We start from the raw sequence: 16270 nt of genomic DNA on the forward strand, positions 1-16270 counted from the left end.
TAAAGGCAGCTATTTAGCTGCCTTTTTTATTTTAAGTTATAGCGAGGGCCATGGTTGTTGCCATGGTGGAGTCAATTGTTTGATAGCGTCAATTGTCGAAGGCTGATTGAAAGCAGAACCTGTTATTGGTGGCAGGCAGTACTGATATTGTTGCTGATGCAAAGTAAAAGTTAACGCAAAGGCATGTAAATAGCCGCGATCAGTATCAAGGTCGTTGTTGTAAAGCGGATCACCGAGTATTGGTACACCAATACTATTAAGTGCCACTCTAATTTGATGCGTCTTTCCAGAGTGAGGCTTAATTAAGTATAAGCGCTGACTAGGGGCTATATTGTAAGAGTAAAATTGACTGATTGCAGGGTTGTTAGAGGTACGCATTAACTTCCACATACCGCGACGACTTTTCATCATATCGCCTTTGATTAAGCCCTGTTTCTTTTTCGGTTTACCATTAGCTATTGCAAGGTAATATTTTTCTATTTGGTGTTGTTGGAATAATTGCTGAAATACCTGAGCAGTCGCATTATTTTTGGCAACGATAATTAATCCTGAAGTCATTTTATCTAAACGGTGAACAGGATAAAGCTCCGTTAAGCCGTATTGTGATTTTAGCTGCGCTTTTATTTGTGAAAAAAAGCCACATCCTACATTTCCCTCATCATGAAAACTGAGCTCATTAGGTTTATCAATAACGAGAAAACCGTCTTGATGGTCGATAACTTTTAGCGTTGCTTCAGTCATCACAAACTAAGTCCAATAAGCATGTAGGCTACAAGAGTAATTACTGCGCCTAGTAAAGCATAAGGTAATTGTGTTTTTACATGCTCGAAATGGTCACAACCACTGGCAATAGATGCAACAACTGTGGTGTCTGAAATTGGCGAGGCATGGTCACCAAAAATACCACCGCCAAGCACGGCAGCGACTAAAAACTCAATAGGCAAGCCACTTTGCTGAGCAATCGGAACAGCAATAGGAATAAGAATGGCAAAAGTTCCCCAGGATGTACCTGTAGCAAAGGCCATAATAGCAGCTGCAACAAACAAAATGGGCGCCATTAAAAATAGCGGAACTTCAACATTAATTAACTGGCTAACGTAAACACCAGTTCCGAGGGTTTTAATTGCATCGCCAAAGGCGAAAGATAACACCAAAATGGCCACCGCAGGAAACATGTATTTAATGCCCGTAACTATAGCCTTAACGATATCGCTAAACGACATCAGCCGATGACTAATAATTAGCAATATCAATAAGACTAAGGCACTTATTACTGACCAAAATACAGAGAAAGCGCCTGAGCCACGCCTTATATCACCATCACCTGTATGCCAAAGCAGAACAAAAGTGCCTAGCAATAACATTAGCATAGGTAGCCACATAATATGGGCAGGAGCAACATGGTCAATCGTGGGTTGTTGGTCTTTATTTATTAACGATTCTGCATGTTTCATGGGGCCAAAAACTTTACCACTAAAGGCCGTATAGTAAGCTAATGCCACCGCAACAATAGCGTAAATGTTATAACCTATGGTAGCGATTAAAATACCCACAGGATCATCAAATGAATAGCCATCAAGTAAACCTAGAACATAGGCTCCCCAACCATTCACCAGAAACAAGATACTCACGGGAGCACAAGTTGAATCAACTAAATATGCCAGACGTGCTCGGCTAAGCTTATGATGATCAAAAAGTTTCTGACTTGCCATACCTGCGGTGAACATACTGAGATTAGTGTCGGTAAAAATACTTGTACCTATGATGGTAGGTAATAAGCTAGCTTGTCGGCTATTCTTGACTAGGTTTAACGAGGCTAAATGATTAATAAAACCATTAACGGCACCTGATTGGTTCATTAAAGTGACTAATGCACCTATTAATAAACTAAAGCTGATAATGTAAACATTACCAATAGAGCTAAACACCCCACCGATACCATATGCAATACCGGTTAATCCGTCGATAGGTTGACCATTAGCAATCATTAAATAGCAAAGTGCTACACCACAAAATAGGGAAAATAGGGCATTTCTTCGCCAAATGGCAATGATAATAGCAACAAGTGGTGGGAGTAAGCTAAAGATACTTTCTTGCATAGGAAACCTATATTATTATTTTAAGTAGGATTATCTGGACTTTTAACGGCAATTTAAAAGCTCAAGACGATTAACTTTACCGTAAGGTCAACGAATAAGAAACTGCCTTAGCTGTCAATACCAAGGTAAGTAAATTAAGATAAAAGAAATAAACCTTTCCCTTGTCGGGTCAACTTTTGGTAATTAAAGTAATAATGACAACAAGCAGAGAAAAATACCGTTATATAAGGTATATTTTACCAGTGTAGGAGCGTGAATTTAAAGCAAGTTTTTATATTCTATCATCTTTGCTTATACTTAATTTGTTTGACCTAGCTCATATTTACATAATAATAAATCACTGTAGGCATTGAAAATTCAGCTTTCACCCTTAAATAACAGTTACTCACTGGCGTAAAGCATCAGGAATCATTTTGACATTATCATTAAACGAATATATCGCGGCTTTTGCTCAAGAAAAGCATATCACTTCTTTGAGCCAGTTTGGTCGAGGTATAGAGCGTGAAGCGCTGCGAGTTTTACCGCAAGGGCGATTATCAGATCGTCCGCACAGTGAGCGATTAGGGGCGGCGTTAACGCACCCTAATATAACTACAGATTATTCAGAAACCTTATTAGAGTTTATAACCCCGGTAAGTCATCGTCCAGAAACAGCTATTGCGCAATTGGAAGATGTGCAAAAGTTTACTTTGAGCCAGCTTGAAGGCGAGCTTTTATGGCCAATGAGTATGCCGTGCTTTGTTGAAGATGACGATAAAATACCACTTGCACAGTTTGGCAAGTCTAATATTGGAAAAATGAAAACAGTTTATCGCCAAGGTTTGAAAAATCGCTATGGCAGTATGATGCAAGTTATTTCAGGTATTCATTTTAACTTTTCCTTTCCAAAAAGTTTTTTTCAGTCTTTGCAAACTATTGAGCAAAATACCGATACCCTTGATGAGTATATTTCTGATAAATATTTTGCACTATTAAGAAACTACAAACGCTTTTGTTGGTTAATCCCATACTTGTATGGCAGCTCACCTGCAATTTGTGGCTCGTTTTTAAAAAATAAGCCGACAGATTTACCGTTTAAAAAAACAGATAAAGGTTACATGTATCTTGAATATGCGACTTCATTACGAATGAGTGATTTGGGGTATACCAATAGTGAGCAGTCATCTTTACAGATTTGTTATAACAACTTATCTGGTTACTTAGATGGCGTGAGAAGCGCGATAAACTTGCCATCGAAAAAGTTTGAAAAAATCGGTCTTAAAGTTGATGGTAAGTATCAGCAACTCAACAGTAATGTTCTGCAAATCGAAAATGAGCTATATGCGCCAGTTAGGCCTAAGTGTGTTGCTAAAGCTGGTGAAAAACCATCACAAGCGTTAAAAAATCGTGGTGTTGAATATATTGAAGTTAGAGCGCTAGATGTAAACCCTTTTTCTGCTACGGGGATTAATGTTGAACAAATTAGGTTTTTAGATACGTTTCTTACTTTCTGTATGCTTGAAGATAGCCCAATACTAAGCTGCGAAGAACAAGGTATCAGTGAAGATAATATGGATGCTATTGTGGTTCGCGGTCGCGATCCTAAGTTACTGTTACGTGATCATGAAGAAGATAAGTCAGTGCAGCAATGGGGAGGAGAAATTTTCACTAAAATGGCCGATATTGCTGCTTTATTGGATCAAGCTAATGATACTGAGCTCTATAGGAAGGTGTTAGCAGCAGAAGCGGCAAAAATTCATGACAGCAGTTTAACACCTTCGGCACAAATTTTAACGAATGTTGTTAAGAATAACCAATCGTTAACTAAGTCAGCATTGAGTAAAGCAACTGATTACCGCCAACAGCTTTTAGCACAAGACTATCAAGAGTTTAGTGATGAATACTTCAAAAATAGTGTTGCAGAGTCGCTACAAAAACAAAGCGAAATCGAGCGCAGTGACACACTAGATTTTGATGCTTTTTTACAAGACTATTTTTCCTGAACTGTCTTGAAAGCTTGACTTAGCAGTATATTTTTTTATTGTCAGTAAATATTAAGTAAAAAAAAAGCGCGTTAGGGTAACGCGCTGCAAATAATAAGAAAGCAGTCCAGGGAGGTTTTGCTTTCAAGTTATCTGACCGGTATTATTTTTTAAAGTTCATTTTTTATGCTGAAAATTTATTTTTAACCCATAGACTTTCTTCAATCAAATATTGCCGTTACGCATTTCTCAAGGCTTTAATCAACCCCGCTCCCTTCAGCAGAGTCATTGGCTATTTTGCAAAATTTTAAAACTTTCTGAATCAGTAAAAAATTTGGCAAAAAAAAAGCCCTTTTATTTAAAAATAAATGGGCTTTACAATATAAAACACTACAGGGGAATAACTCTCTCACATACTCAGAGTATAGCGAGTGAAATTAGTTCCCTAGAGAAAAAATAATTTTATCTATTTTAGTCAGTACCGTCAGTTATTCGTCGGTAGCAATCACTGATGCGTATTTTCTAGTAACAGCTTAAGAACAAGTCGATAATTTTAGTCATCACAGAGCGAAACTATCATGACTGATTTCAGGTAGAATCGTGTAAGTATTGTGATAAAAAAGTGTAATAAATTACGACTTTAACCTGAAAAATAACAAATATTCTGGCATGATATTGGCAATCATAATTAAGTGACTGCGTTCATGACTTTTTTCAAATCTCTTATAATTTCAATCCTAGTTTGCTTTACATTATCGAGTTGTGCAACGAGTCCGCCTAAAAAACCAGAAAACCTCTGTGAAATATTTCGTGAACATCGAGATTGGTATTTTGCCGCAAGAGAAGCACGTGAACGTTGGGGAGTGCCTATTCATGTACCTATGAGTATGATGTATCAAGAAAGCTCATTTAAAGCTGATGCATTGCCTCCTAGAGATTTTATCTTAGGGTTTATCCCTTGGGGGCGTGTTAGTAGTGCATATGGCTATTCACAAGCAAAAACTATGACTTGGGATGACTACGTACGTGAAACGGATAGATCAGGTGCAGATCGTGATGACTTTGAAGATGCAATCGACTTTATGGCTTGGTTTATTTTTAAAACTCAAAAAATTAACAAGGTATCTAAGTGGGATGCCTATGGTCAATATTTGAATTATCACGAAGGCTGGGGCGGCTATAAGCGTAAAAGTTATAAGAAAAAAGCTTGGCTAGTTAAGGTAGCTCGCAAAGTAGATAACAGGGCTAAGCGCTATGGCAGTCAACTTAAAAGTTGTGAAGAAGAACTCAATCATAGCTGGTTATGGCGCTTATTTTTTGGTGATTAGCTTTTTTAAGCTCAAGTAAAAGGTTAACACGCTTTAACCTTTTACTTTTGTGTTTTGCTTATTAACAATTAACAATTAACAATTAACAATTAACAACACCCAACTTACAACTCCCAAATCTCAGCAGATCAGATATTACAACTAAGGTCGCTTTTATAATTAGTAGTCGACTCAATTACGGTTTTTGTCGGATGATCTCAGTTATACCTAGATCGTAAGTTAACGCTTAATATCAAAAGTACTAATTGATACACCAAGCATAATAACTTTTACCACAGCTTTTTATGACCGAAAGCTAGGCTCTCAGTCCACTACTTTTTGAAACACCTGTTATGCTTAATATTATTATTTCTGAAAACTTCGTTCTGTTAATTAGCGCTAACTTTAATTGACTGGATTAGGTGGCATGCAATCAGTCAAGTTTTTTATGCGCAAAGATAAATTTTACAGCTTTAAAGTCTGGCATAAAGTCAGGACGCGTAGCATTATTTATTCCGTCGCTTGTGTTGCTAAATCACTGCATAGTTCTTGCCATAATGAACAGTAATTGTACTATTTTTCAGTAATTCAACAGCAAATAAGGCTTAGAAAATAAGCAAGATTTTTTTTAAAAAAAACTTCAATTTTTTTGCAAAAATCGATTGCAAAATACAAAGCCTATTTCTAACTGGGCTTGCATTTGTTATCCACAGAAATTGTGGAAACTTGATCCTTAGATCTAAAGCTGTGTATAACTTTGTTATTAACTTTCAGTTGGGCTATTTATATCCACAAAATGTAATGAAATTAGAGTAAAAAGCTGAATTTTGTTTAAAATACGGATTAACAAGGATCGTTAGTGTCGTTTACTAATAAAAATTATTAATAAAGGCATGATGTATTATTTGAATAGGTCAGCTATTGAGCATCATCAGCTATATTGGTGAAAGAGCATCAGCTAGGGATTAAGTAAGGCGACGCATAAAGACACTGTGTTTTATAGTGACAGTGTCCTTATTGAGATATTTGATAAAAGTTATGACTCTGTGACTTCACCGTCGTAAAAGTCGGGCAAAATTCTTACTGTTTTGATCATGTTGTCTTTTACTTCGATAATTTCCAGTGGATAACCTGAAATTCTAACGCTTAAGTTAGCTTCTGGTATATCCTCAAGGTATTCTATAATTAAGCCATTAATGGTTTTTGGGCCGTCAGTAGGAAAGTTCCAGGTCATCTCTTTATTGACGTCACGCACTGTAGCACTGCCATCAACCAAATAGCTGCCGTCAGGTTGAATATTTACCTCGTCACTGGTTGTTGGCGTCATTGTTGTGGTAAAGTCACCCACGATTTCTTCCAGAATATCTTCTAATGTCACTAAACCTTGAATGTCGCCATACTCGTCAACAACTAAGCCTAAGCGTTCTTTCGCGCGTTGAAATTTTAGCAATTGTACATTCAACGGCGTACCTTCAGGAATGAAGTAAATCTCTCGAACAGCGCGTAATAGTGTCGCTTTAGTGAATTGGCCTTTTGATACTAACCTTAAAGCGTCACGCATGTGGACATAGCCGACTACGTCATCGATATTATCGCGGTACAATAGAACGCGAGTATGATTTGATTGTGTTAACTTTTTCTGAATACGCTTCCACTCATCATTGATATCTATGCCAACGAGTTCATTGCGTGGGATCATAATATCTTCGACAGTAACGTTCTCTAGATCTAGGATGCCGACTAACATATCTTGATCTCTGGATTTCAACATCGCTCCAGATTCATTTACCACTGTGCGCAACTCTTCAGAGCTTAAGCTATGCTGCTCTCGTTGTTCAGAACTAATACCTAACATTGCTAAGATGCCATTAGTGATCCAATTGACAGCGATTACAAATGGATAAAGTAACTTTAACAGTAGAGTAAGAATAAATGAGCTAGGGAAGGCTACTTTTTCTGGATACAGTGCCGCTAAGGTTTTTGGTGTAATCTCAGCAAAGATTAGAATCACTAAAGTCAGTAATAAACCTGAATAAAATACCCCGGCATCGCCATAGAGCCTTTGGGCAATGATCCCTGTGATCAAAGTGGCAAATATATTAACTAAGTTATTACCAATTAAGATCAAACCTATTAATTTATCAGGCTTTGCCAATAATTTACTGACTCGTTTCGCACCGCGATGATTTTGCTTTTCCAAATGTTTTAATCGATAGCGATTAATTGACATCATGCCAGTTTCAGAGCCCGAGAAATAGGCTGATATGAATATGAGAATGCCAAGCACGACAAACAGCATATCGGTAGAGATGTTATCCAAAAAAGGGATCCTATATTTAGTTAATTTTTAAAGCGTATTACAACAGCAAATTGCAAGCGTAATACAGAGTTAACTTATACGCTAAAATTTATAATAAGAGAAATTCTTTCACAAATCGGCTACCAAAATAAGCCAAAGTTAGAATGAAAGTTGCAATCACTGTTAATGTCAGAACTCGCTGACCGCGCCAACCTTGCTTAAAATGTCCCCATAAGGTTACAAAATATAGTGCGCATGCAATCAATGATAAAATTGTTTTGTGAGCGTTTTCTTTGGAGATCATACCTTCAAGAAAGATAAAGCCTAATACTTCGCTGAGTAATAAGCAGATACTACCTAAGAGTAAAATGGTAAATAATTGTCGCTCAACTTGCATTAAAGGGGGTAAATGACTTACTGCTTGCAGGTTTTTGCTTTTTAATTTCATATTAATGTATGCGACTTGAAAAGCATACAGAGTGGCAATAACTAAGATGCAATAAGCAATTAGGGCTAAGGTAATATGACTTAGCATAGCAAGTTTATCGGTAACAATTTCCATATTGCCCATAGGCGCAATGAAAATCATACTAAGTTGCCAGAGTCCGGCAAAACCATAAACAACAGGCAAAAGTAAATTCACTTTAAAGCGCAGTGCCGCCAGCGAAATAACTAAGGTAATAATTAAACTAACCAGAGAAACCACATTGGGCAATGAGAAGTTTAAGGTATGATGTGAAAACAAAAATTGTGAGCTGCTAAGGGCATGAAAAATGATTGCGAGACAAGCAAAAATAAGAGTGACAATTAAGTTTGGCCCTTTCGGATGAAATAGTCGCGATAAAATTGACAGCGTCGCGACGCTATAGCATACAAAAGCCGTAAAAGAACTGATACTTGAAAATTCCACAAAGCGCTCCGAAAAAATAAAAACTGTTCATAACACGGTTGGTTAATGTTGCGATTCTAGCAGAATACCTACCAGACTCCATAACTATTGTTTATTTTATATCAACAGTTTACGTAACGGTTTAATTGCTAGAAAAGCTAATACTCCCGTACAAGTTAAACCAAACCAAAAGGGTAATAATTCGTGACTATGTTGCATTTGTTGGCTAATGTCGATTTGAAAATATTTCAAGCCCCAATCGAGTAATAAGCCAAAGCTAATAGCTGAAATGCTAATCCCTAGCAGGTACTTAATGAGTACCGCATTACCCATTTCATTTCTGATAACCCCTAAAGTTGATATGTTAGTGGCTGGACCGGCCATCATAAAAACTAATGCTGTACCTGGTGATATGCCAGCCATAATAAATCCTGCAGCGACTGGGGTAGAGGCTGTTGCACAAATATACATTGGAATCGATAACGCAATCATAACTAACATAGCGTCTAGACCACTGCCGTAGCTTAATAGAAAAGAGCTCGGTACAAAGGTGCGTACCACAGTAGCAAACAGCAATCCGACTAGTAGCCAGCGTACTAAGTCATCAATTAATTGTGTGGCGCTATAGTGAATACCACTAAGTGTTTTATTTATAAAAGTAGTATTTTTTTGCACTGCTTTGGATGAACAACAAGCGGTACTGCTTTTCACTGGGCTTTTTTTCATTTCAGCTGCTGTAGTGCTAGCACAGCAGCTAGATACAGCCTTTGGACCGGTAAGTTGCTGCTTTTCAGTTTTGCTGGTTGCTACCAGCATGCCAGTAAATATTGCTGATAATATTGCAGTTATAGGTCGGTAAACTGCTAAAATAGGACCTAATAGAGCATAGGAGACAGATACAGAGTCGACACCCGTTTCTGGTGTTGCAACTAAAAATGCTGAAGTAGCGGGAGCCGAGGCACCTGAGCGTCTAAGTTCAGTAGCAACAGGGATCACGCCACATGAACATAAGGGTAATGGTGCGCCAATAAAGGCTGCTTTAATAATCGCTTTATTACCTTGCCCTAAATGTCGGCTTAAAATTTTAGTCGGTACCCAAGCTTTCATTAATCCTGCAATAAGTAAACCGAGTAATAGCCATGGGCTTGCCTCAACACTGAGTTGTAATAAATTGTTTAAAAATAGTATAACAGTGTTCACACTTGCTCCAAAAGTGATGTAATTACCGCCAGTTTATCATAAATATTTTTGTTGTTATTGATCTGTATACACGCTTTTTTCTTTATCAAGCATTGTAAGATTAAATATTGCCATTATCTTAAATGCATAACTTCTACTTTCGCTAATTAATTGTACGGGTATAATAGAGCTAATTTTTTGCGCAAAGTTAATATTTGAGTCATTTATGTTTGAAAATCTTTCCGATCGTTTAACGAAAACACTAAAAAATATCAGTGGCCGTGGTCGCCTAACTGAAGACAATATAAAAGATACTTTACGTGAAGTACGTATGGCATTGCTTGAAGCTGACGTCGCTTTGCCGGTTATTCGTGAATTTATTGCTAAAGTTAAAGAAAGTGCTGTTGGCCAAGATGTTTCGAAAAGTTTAACACCAGGGCAAGTGTTCGTAAAAATAGTTCAAAAAGAACTCGAAGCTGCCATGGGCGATGTTAACGAGGCGCTTGATTTAAAAGCAGCCCCTCCAGCGGTCGTTTTAATGGCAGGTTTGCAAGGGGCAGGTAAAACTACCTCAGTAGCAAAATTAGCCAAGTTCTTAACGACACGCGAAAAGAAAAAAGTCTTAGTCGTCAGTGCTGATGTCTATCGTCCAGCTGCTATTAAACAGCTAGAGACTTTGGCTAATGAGATTGATGTTGGCTTTTTCCCGAGTGATATTAAGCAAAAGCCTATTGATATTGCCAATGCCGCGATTGATCACGCCAAAAAGAACTTTTTTGATGTACTAATTGTTGATACCGCCGGTCGCCTACATATTGATGGCGATATGATGGCAGAGATCCAGCAGTTACATGCCGCTATTAACCCTATTGAAACCCTATTTACTGTTGATGCCATGACAGGCCAAGATGCAGCAAATACCGCGAAAGCGTTTAATGATGCTCTACCATTAACCGGTATAATATTAACTAAAACTGACGGTGATGCCCGTGGCGGTGCCGCGTTATCTATTCGTCATATTACCGGCAAACCTATTAAATTTATGGGTGTTGGTGAAAAAATTGAAGCATTAGAGCCTTTCCATCCTGATCGTATTGCTTCCCGTATTCTTGGCATGGGTGATGTACTTTCTTTAATTGAAGAAGTTGAACAAAAAGTTGATCGCAAGCAGGCCGAAAAATTAGCTAAAAAAGTTAAAAGCGGTAAAGGCTTTGATTTAGAAGACTTTCGTGATCAGCTCGTTCAAATGAAAAGTATGGGCGGTATGATGGGCTTGATGGATAAATTACCTGGTATGGGTAATATGTCGGAGCAAGTTAAAGGCCAAATGGACGATAAAGTGACTATACGCATGGAGGCAATGATTAACTCTATGACACCAGCAGAACGTAAGCGTCCAGAAATTATTAAGGGTTCACGTAAACGTCGTATTGCTGCAGGTTCAGGCACTCAGATACAAGATGTGAATAAGTTATTAAAACAATTCACACAGATGCAAAAAATGATGAAAAAAATGTCAGGTAAGGGCGGCATGCAAAAAATGATGCGCTCGATGAAAGGCATGATGCCTCCTGGCGGTGGTGGCATGGGCGGCGGTATGTTCGGCCGTTAAATAACACTAACATCTAGCGATGCCATTTATAAAAAGGTAGCTAATTGCTACCTTTTTTATTTTCTCCACTACACTAAAACAGTAACTAAGCCATTACTGGGCCCATAGCAGTAGTATTTTATTGACCACTTATACCGAGTTCAGGCCGAGTTCAGGTTAGTTAAATTAAGGAGTATTTATAGTGCTAGAACAAGAAATTATTAGTCAGAAAGATTTAGATGAATTACTGCATATTAATGAATTTATTGAACAGCAGAATGAAAATTCATTGGTGGGTGAGTTAAAGAAAGCGATTTTAGACTCAGGCAAGCTTGAGTTAGCGCAATGGGAGTCTTTACGTGAGCATATCCATGAAATAGAAACGCTAATTCCTCATATTGAATTGATCATTAAATTAAAAAAAGAAAATAAATCCTAATGGCCTATGCTTACGGAAAAATTTTCTTTTAGTCAGCAGCGCAAGTAAATTAAAGCTTGTTACTTTTAAAGCTTAAATAACCTTTAACCAAATTGAAATTATTTCTGTTGAGTATCTTATCGCCAAGTGCGGTTAGCATTGAGCCTAACACAACTAAACCAGCGCCAAAATAAGCGAGTAAGTTCAGGTGTTGAGCTTGAAATTTTGTCGGCCAAAGCAGTTCTGCAATAGTGGCAAAGATCACGGTTAGTAATGGTGTTATTGCTAAGGTGGCGCTAACTTTAGCTGTCGGCAGGTATTCTAATGACTTGGCAAAAGTACCATAAGCAATCAGTGTGTTCGCACAACAAAAAAGTAATAATAGTAATGCGGTGTTATCTAATGACATTATTACATGTGGACTTGCTAGAGGTAGGAAAAATACAGCACTTAATAAATAAATACACCACATAATTTGATTTGAGCTGTAATACCGGAGCATCTTTTTTTGCATAATGGCATAGGCAGCCCAAGTAATTGCTGCGCCAAACATAATAATAAAGCCAAGTATGAAATCATCATGGCTAATATTACTGTTATCAATAAACTGTTGGTTAAAAAATAATAACAAACCAGAAATCAGCACAAATGAGCCAACCATTTGCCCTCGACTAAAGCTCTCTTTAATAAAAACTACACTGCCTATTAGCATTAAGAATGGTGCCATTTGAATCAGCATTTGGGCTGTTTCTGCTGGAATAAAGTACAGTGAGACGAGATAGAATATATAATTTAAACTCAATAATATTGCCGCAATGAATAATCTTTTCATTAAGCTCGGCCGTTGTAAAACAGTACTTGGAAGTTTGCGCTTGAGAAACAAAAATATCGCCACAAAGCATGCCGCAAACACAAAGCGATACCAAGTAATGGTATAAGCGTCCATCAAAACTAAAACAGATTTTAATGCCAACGGCAGCAATCCCCACATTATTGCAGTAATCATTGCTAGCATTAATCCTTTAACACTGTTGTTTGCTAGCTGAGTCATAGTTTTCAAGTCCAAATAAATAAAGTAAGCGGTGGGGTTAATCTAATCGCAATTTAGGCGCGAGCATTATTATATAGGTATATCATGGGCTCAGTAACTCATTTGTGAAATAACTAGGTTAAAATTTAGCTTTGGGTTGCTTTGTCAGCAGAAAAGCGTAAAATACGCGAGCTTTTCTGTCACTAAGTTGATAGAAATGTCTGGAAAATTCGTTTTAACACTTAAATTATATAGAGGACGATATGGTTACCATTCGTTTAGCTCGTGGCGGCGCAAAGAAGCGTCCATTCTATCAGGTTGTTGTTGCAGATAGCCGTAACTCTCGCGATGGTCGTTTCATCGAGAAAGTTGGTTTTTTCAACCCTACAGCGCAAGGTCAAGCGGAAAAATTACGTTTAGACCTAGACCGTGTCAACCATTGGGTTGGTCAAGGTGCAACTGTATCTGATCGTGTGGCCAAATTAGTTAAAGATGCTCAAAAAGCAGCTTAATTAACTTTGGTAGGTTTTAGGAGTTTGTTGTGGAAGTAATAGGTAAAGATGTCACTTTAGGTAAAGTAGGCGCTGTCTACGGTATCAAAGGTTGGTTGAAGATTCATTCATTCACAGATGACCAAGAAGCCATACTAGACTATTTTCCTTGGTCTTTAAAATTAGGAAATAAGATTCAATCAGTAGAAATTACCGATTGGCGCAAACATAACAATGGCATTGTTGTTAAAGTTGCAGGTATTGATGACCGTGACATAGCCCAAAAGCTTGTTGGATCAGAAATATTTGTCAGCGAAGACGCGTTATCAGATTTACCAGAAGGTGAGTTTTATTGGCGTGATCTAATCGGCATGACTGTAGTTACTGACAAAGGTTACGACCTAGGTCAGGTTTCCGACATAATGGAAACTGGCGCGAACGATGTACTGGTTGTTAAAGCTAACTTGAAAGATGGCTTTGGGAAAAAAGAAAGGTTAATCCCTTACTTAATGGACCAAGTTATACTTTCGGTGAGTACTGAAAATAAACAAATTTGTGTTGACTGGGATCCAGGTTTCTAAACTTGAGTAACTGCAAATTATGGATTGGGGTGATCAGCCTTTTTCCTGAAATGTTTGATGCAATTACCGAGTATGGGGTGACTGGCCGAGCTATTCGTAAAGGTTTAATTGATTTTCATAAGTGGAATCCTAGAGATTTTACCCATGATAAGCATCGCACCGTAGATGATCGCCCATATGGCGGTGGTCCAGGGATGTTGATGATGGTTCAACCATTGCGAGATGCCATTATTGCTGCACGTGCTGTAGCTGAAGTTGATGGTAAAAAAGCTAAGGTCATATATTTGTCACCGCAAGGGCGAAAATTGGACCAAGCCGGTGTACGTGAATTAGCACAACATGACCGACTGATATTTATAGCAGGACGTTATGAAGGCATAGATGAACGACTTATTGAATCTGAAATAGATGAAGAATGGTCGGTCGGAGATTATGTTTTAAGTGGTGGGGAACTACCAGCTATGAATGTAATTGATGCCGTAGCACGATTTGTGCCTGGTGTATTAGGACATCAACAATCAGCTGAGCAGGATTCATTTTCTGACGGTTTGTTAGACTGTCCACATTATACCCGGCCAGAAGTGATGGATGTTTCGTCAAACGAAACTAAGTCAGTTCCAAAAGTGTTATTGAGTGGTAATCACGAGCATATTAGGCAATGGCGCCAATATCAGTCATTAGAAAGAACATTGACCAGAAGACCAGAACTATTAACTAACCTAGCTCTGACAGCGGAACAAGAAAAAATGTTAGTAGCCATTAAGGCTGATAACAAAAGTATTGTTGATGACTGTGAACCCTAGGAAGAAGGTATTATGAGTAATATTATTAAGCAGCTTGAAGCTGAGCAAATGAAAAAAGATGTACCAGCGTATAGCCCAGGCGATACTGTTGTTGTACAAGTAAAAGTTACAGAAGGTGATAAATCACGTCTTCAAGCATTTGAAGGTGTTGTAATCGCAATTAAAAACCGCGGCATCAATTCTGCATTCACTGTTCGTAAAATTTCAAACGGTGTTGGTGTAGAGCGTGTATTCCAGACACATAGCCCAATCGTTGACTCAATTGAAGTCAAACGTCGCGGTGATGTACGTCAAGCTAAGCTTTACTACCTTCGTGAGCGTTCAGGTAAATCTGCACGTATCAAAGAGAAATTGGCTAAAAGATAATCCCTCTTTAATTAGAGTTTTATCTCCTAATTTCTTAGTAAAGAAAGATGATAAAAAAAGCCTGAATAAGCAATTATTCAGGCTTTTTGTTTTTTATCAGCTTTTGAGAAATAGTGGCTTTTTTCTTACGGGTTTAGGGCTGGAAAACGTAGCTGTTAATTTATTAGTTATGCTAGTATTTTTAAATATAAGCGGTCTTTATCACAGCTTAATCTAGAGTCGATAACGTACCTAAGCAATGAGTGCCATTGGTTAACTATTTTTAATGGAAGTATGATGCAACAAAATATTACCCAAGCTATTGTCGATTGGGCAGAAGGCAATAGTCAATCACAAGAAAACTTATATGTGCTTATTTATGATCACTTGCGTAAATTGGCATCAAAGCAAAGATTGAAAGTGGCTGATAAGTTTGGTCAAAGTAGTATTGAGGAGCATATCAATTCAACCACTGCAATTGTTCATGAAGTTTATATAAAGCTTGAAAACAGTAATGGCGAGTACTTTCGTCATCGAAAAGAGTTTTTTATTATGGTTGCTCGTACTATTCATAATATTTTAGTCGACCAAGCAAGAAAAAATGCTGCCCAGAAACGCCAAGCAGAATTGACAACTTTGGATGATGTTGGGGAAGAGTCTAGTTTTGAGTTTTCAGAGCAAGACCAAAAAATGCTAGATTTAGGCAATGCACTGCAACAAATGGAAGCTGAATATCCAAGGCAAGCGCAAAGTATGCAGCTAAAATATTTTGGCGGTTTACTCGTAAAAGAGATTTCCGATATTTTGGCGATTAGTACCTCAAGCGCAGAAAAAGATTTGGCCTTTGCTAAATCATGGCTTAAATTGAGGTTGTCATCATGAAAAGCCTTATATTATCGACCAAGTATCAAGGGTATAGCTTAACTTGCTATTGGCACTCTTTAACTAAAAGTGTTGAGTTTTATGCAGTAAATACACCGTTAAAGCTGCATACGGGCTTTGGTTTTATCAGTCGCTTTAAAACGGCTAAGATCAGCGACGATTTATCAATTGAAGTACACTTTAGAAAGCTGAACAGAGATAAAATTGCCATTATCATGTTAAAAGTCGAAGGTATCATTTTAAAAGCACAGGCCATAGAAGTCAGCACAGGGGAAAAAGTATCAATGTCCTCTATTACCTACCAGCAATTGACCAGATAATCGAGCAGCAGGGTTAGCGGAAAAAGCGACTAATTTTATTTACTATAAACTGACCTGTTGTCAGCCAAATTAGTG

16 protein-coding genes are annotated in these 16270 nt (G+C 37.8%); 10 read left to right on the top strand and 6 right to left on the bottom strand.

The window, feature by feature from the left end:
- Positions 1-36: 36 nt before the first annotated feature.
- Together B0169_RS12115 and B0169_RS12120 are read right to left on the bottom strand one after the other, a co-directional pair.
- Positions 37-741, bottom strand: coding sequence for a TIGR01621 family pseudouridine synthase (locus tag B0169_RS12115; protein WP_077286245.1), 705 nt, complete (start codon positions 739-741; stop codon positions 37-39).
- Positions 741-2099, bottom strand: a complete 1359-nt coding sequence (locus tag B0169_RS12120) for a Na+/H+ antiporter NhaC family protein (protein WP_077286246.1) — start codon at positions 2097-2099, stop codon at positions 741-743. Before B0169_RS12120 ends, B0169_RS12115 begins: the two co-directional genes overlap by 1 nt.
- 413 nt (positions 2100-2512) lie before the next feature.
- Here B0169_RS12120 and gshA point away from each other — a divergent pair, with 413 nt between their 5' ends.
- Both gshA and B0169_RS12130 read left to right on the top strand, forming a co-directional pair.
- On the top strand, positions 2513-4081 hold the full coding sequence (gshA, locus tag B0169_RS12125; protein WP_143323533.1) for a glutamate--cysteine ligase: 1569 nt from the start codon (positions 2513-2515) through the stop codon (positions 4079-4081).
- 683 nt (positions 4082-4764) lie between these two features.
- Entirely contained in the window at positions 4765-5388 is a 624-nt protein-coding gene (locus B0169_RS12130; protein WP_077286248.1) for a transglycosylase SLT domain-containing protein, read from the top strand.
- A 1015-nt stretch (positions 5389-6403) separates the two neighbouring features.
- Here B0169_RS12130 and B0169_RS12135 read toward each other — a convergent pair.
- From B0169_RS12135 to B0169_RS12145, 3 genes are all read right to left on the bottom strand, one after another.
- A complete protein-coding gene (locus B0169_RS12135; RefSeq protein ID WP_077286249.1) occupies positions 6404-7687 on the bottom strand; it encodes an HlyC/CorC family transporter in 1284 nt (427 codons plus the stop codon).
- 88 nt (positions 7688-7775) lie between these two features.
- Complete coding sequence (locus tag B0169_RS12140; RefSeq protein ID WP_077286250.1) at positions 7776-8576, bottom strand: cytochrome C assembly family protein; 801 nt, start codon at positions 8574-8576, stop codon at positions 7776-7778.
- 96 nt (positions 8577-8672) lie between these two features.
- Positions 8673-9755 carry an SO_0444 family Cu/Zn efflux transporter gene (locus B0169_RS12145; RefSeq protein ID WP_235838560.1) on the bottom strand — a complete coding sequence of 361 codons (1083 nt, stop codon included), beginning with the start codon at positions 9753-9755 and terminating at the stop codon, positions 8673-8675.
- Between the two features lie 205 nt (positions 9756-9960).
- Here B0169_RS12145 and ffh point away from each other — a divergent pair, with 205 nt between their 5' ends.
- Both ffh and B0169_RS12155 read left to right on the top strand, forming a co-directional pair.
- Positions 9961-11346, top strand: a complete 1386-nt coding sequence (gene ffh / locus B0169_RS12150) for a signal recognition particle protein (protein ID WP_077286251.1) — start codon at positions 9961-9963, stop codon at positions 11344-11346.
- A 181-nt stretch (positions 11347-11527) separates the two neighbouring features.
- Positions 11528-11764, top strand: coding sequence for a hypothetical protein (locus tag B0169_RS12155; RefSeq protein WP_077286252.1), 237 nt, complete (start codon positions 11528-11530; stop codon positions 11762-11764).
- 49 nt (positions 11765-11813) lie between these two features.
- Here B0169_RS12155 and B0169_RS12160 read toward each other — a convergent pair whose 3' ends face one another.
- On the bottom strand, positions 11814-12794 hold the full coding sequence (locus B0169_RS12160; RefSeq protein ID WP_077286253.1) for a DMT family transporter: 981 nt from the start codon (positions 12792-12794) through the stop codon (positions 11814-11816).
- A 242-nt stretch (positions 12795-13036) separates the two neighbouring features.
- Between B0169_RS12160 and rpsP the strand changes: the two genes are divergently transcribed.
- The 6 genes from rpsP to B0169_RS12190 all read left to right on the top strand — a co-directional run bounded on the left by rpsP (position 13037) and on the right by B0169_RS12190 (position 16195).
- Positions 13037-13285, top strand: a complete 249-nt coding sequence (gene rpsP / locus B0169_RS12165; protein WP_077286254.1) for a 30S ribosomal protein S16 — start codon at positions 13037-13039, stop codon at positions 13283-13285.
- A 29-nt stretch (positions 13286-13314) separates the two neighbouring features.
- Positions 13315-13845 (top strand): ribosome maturation factor RimM, encoded by a 531-nt coding sequence (gene rimM / locus B0169_RS12170; RefSeq protein WP_412842134.1) that lies wholly within the window; start codon positions 13315-13317, stop codon positions 13843-13845.
- Positions 13846-13847: 2 nt separating this feature from the next.
- On the top strand, positions 13848-14648 hold the full coding sequence (gene trmD / locus B0169_RS12175; protein WP_268875722.1) for a tRNA (guanosine(37)-N1)-methyltransferase TrmD: 801 nt from the start codon (positions 13848-13850) through the stop codon (positions 14646-14648).
- A 12-nt stretch (positions 14649-14660) separates the two neighbouring features.
- Entirely contained in the window at positions 14661-15014 is a 354-nt protein-coding gene (gene rplS / locus B0169_RS12180; protein ID WP_077286256.1) for a 50S ribosomal protein L19, read from the top strand.
- Between the two features lie 276 nt (positions 15015-15290).
- Positions 15291-15875, top strand: coding sequence for an ECF-type sigma factor (locus tag B0169_RS12185; RefSeq protein WP_158077087.1), 585 nt, complete (start codon positions 15291-15293; stop codon positions 15873-15875).
- The gene (locus B0169_RS12190) at positions 15872-16195 is read left to right on the top strand and encodes a hypothetical protein (protein ID WP_077286258.1); all 324 of its coding nucleotides are present in this window, start codon (positions 15872-15874) and stop codon (positions 16193-16195) included. Before B0169_RS12185 ends, B0169_RS12190 begins: the two co-directional genes overlap by 4 nt.
- Positions 16196-16270: the final 75 nt, after the last annotated feature.

The organism is Cognaticolwellia aestuarii, from assembly GCF_002000025.1.
Lineage (GTDB): Bacteria > Pseudomonadota > Gammaproteobacteria > Enterobacterales > Alteromonadaceae > Cognaticolwellia > Cognaticolwellia aestuarii.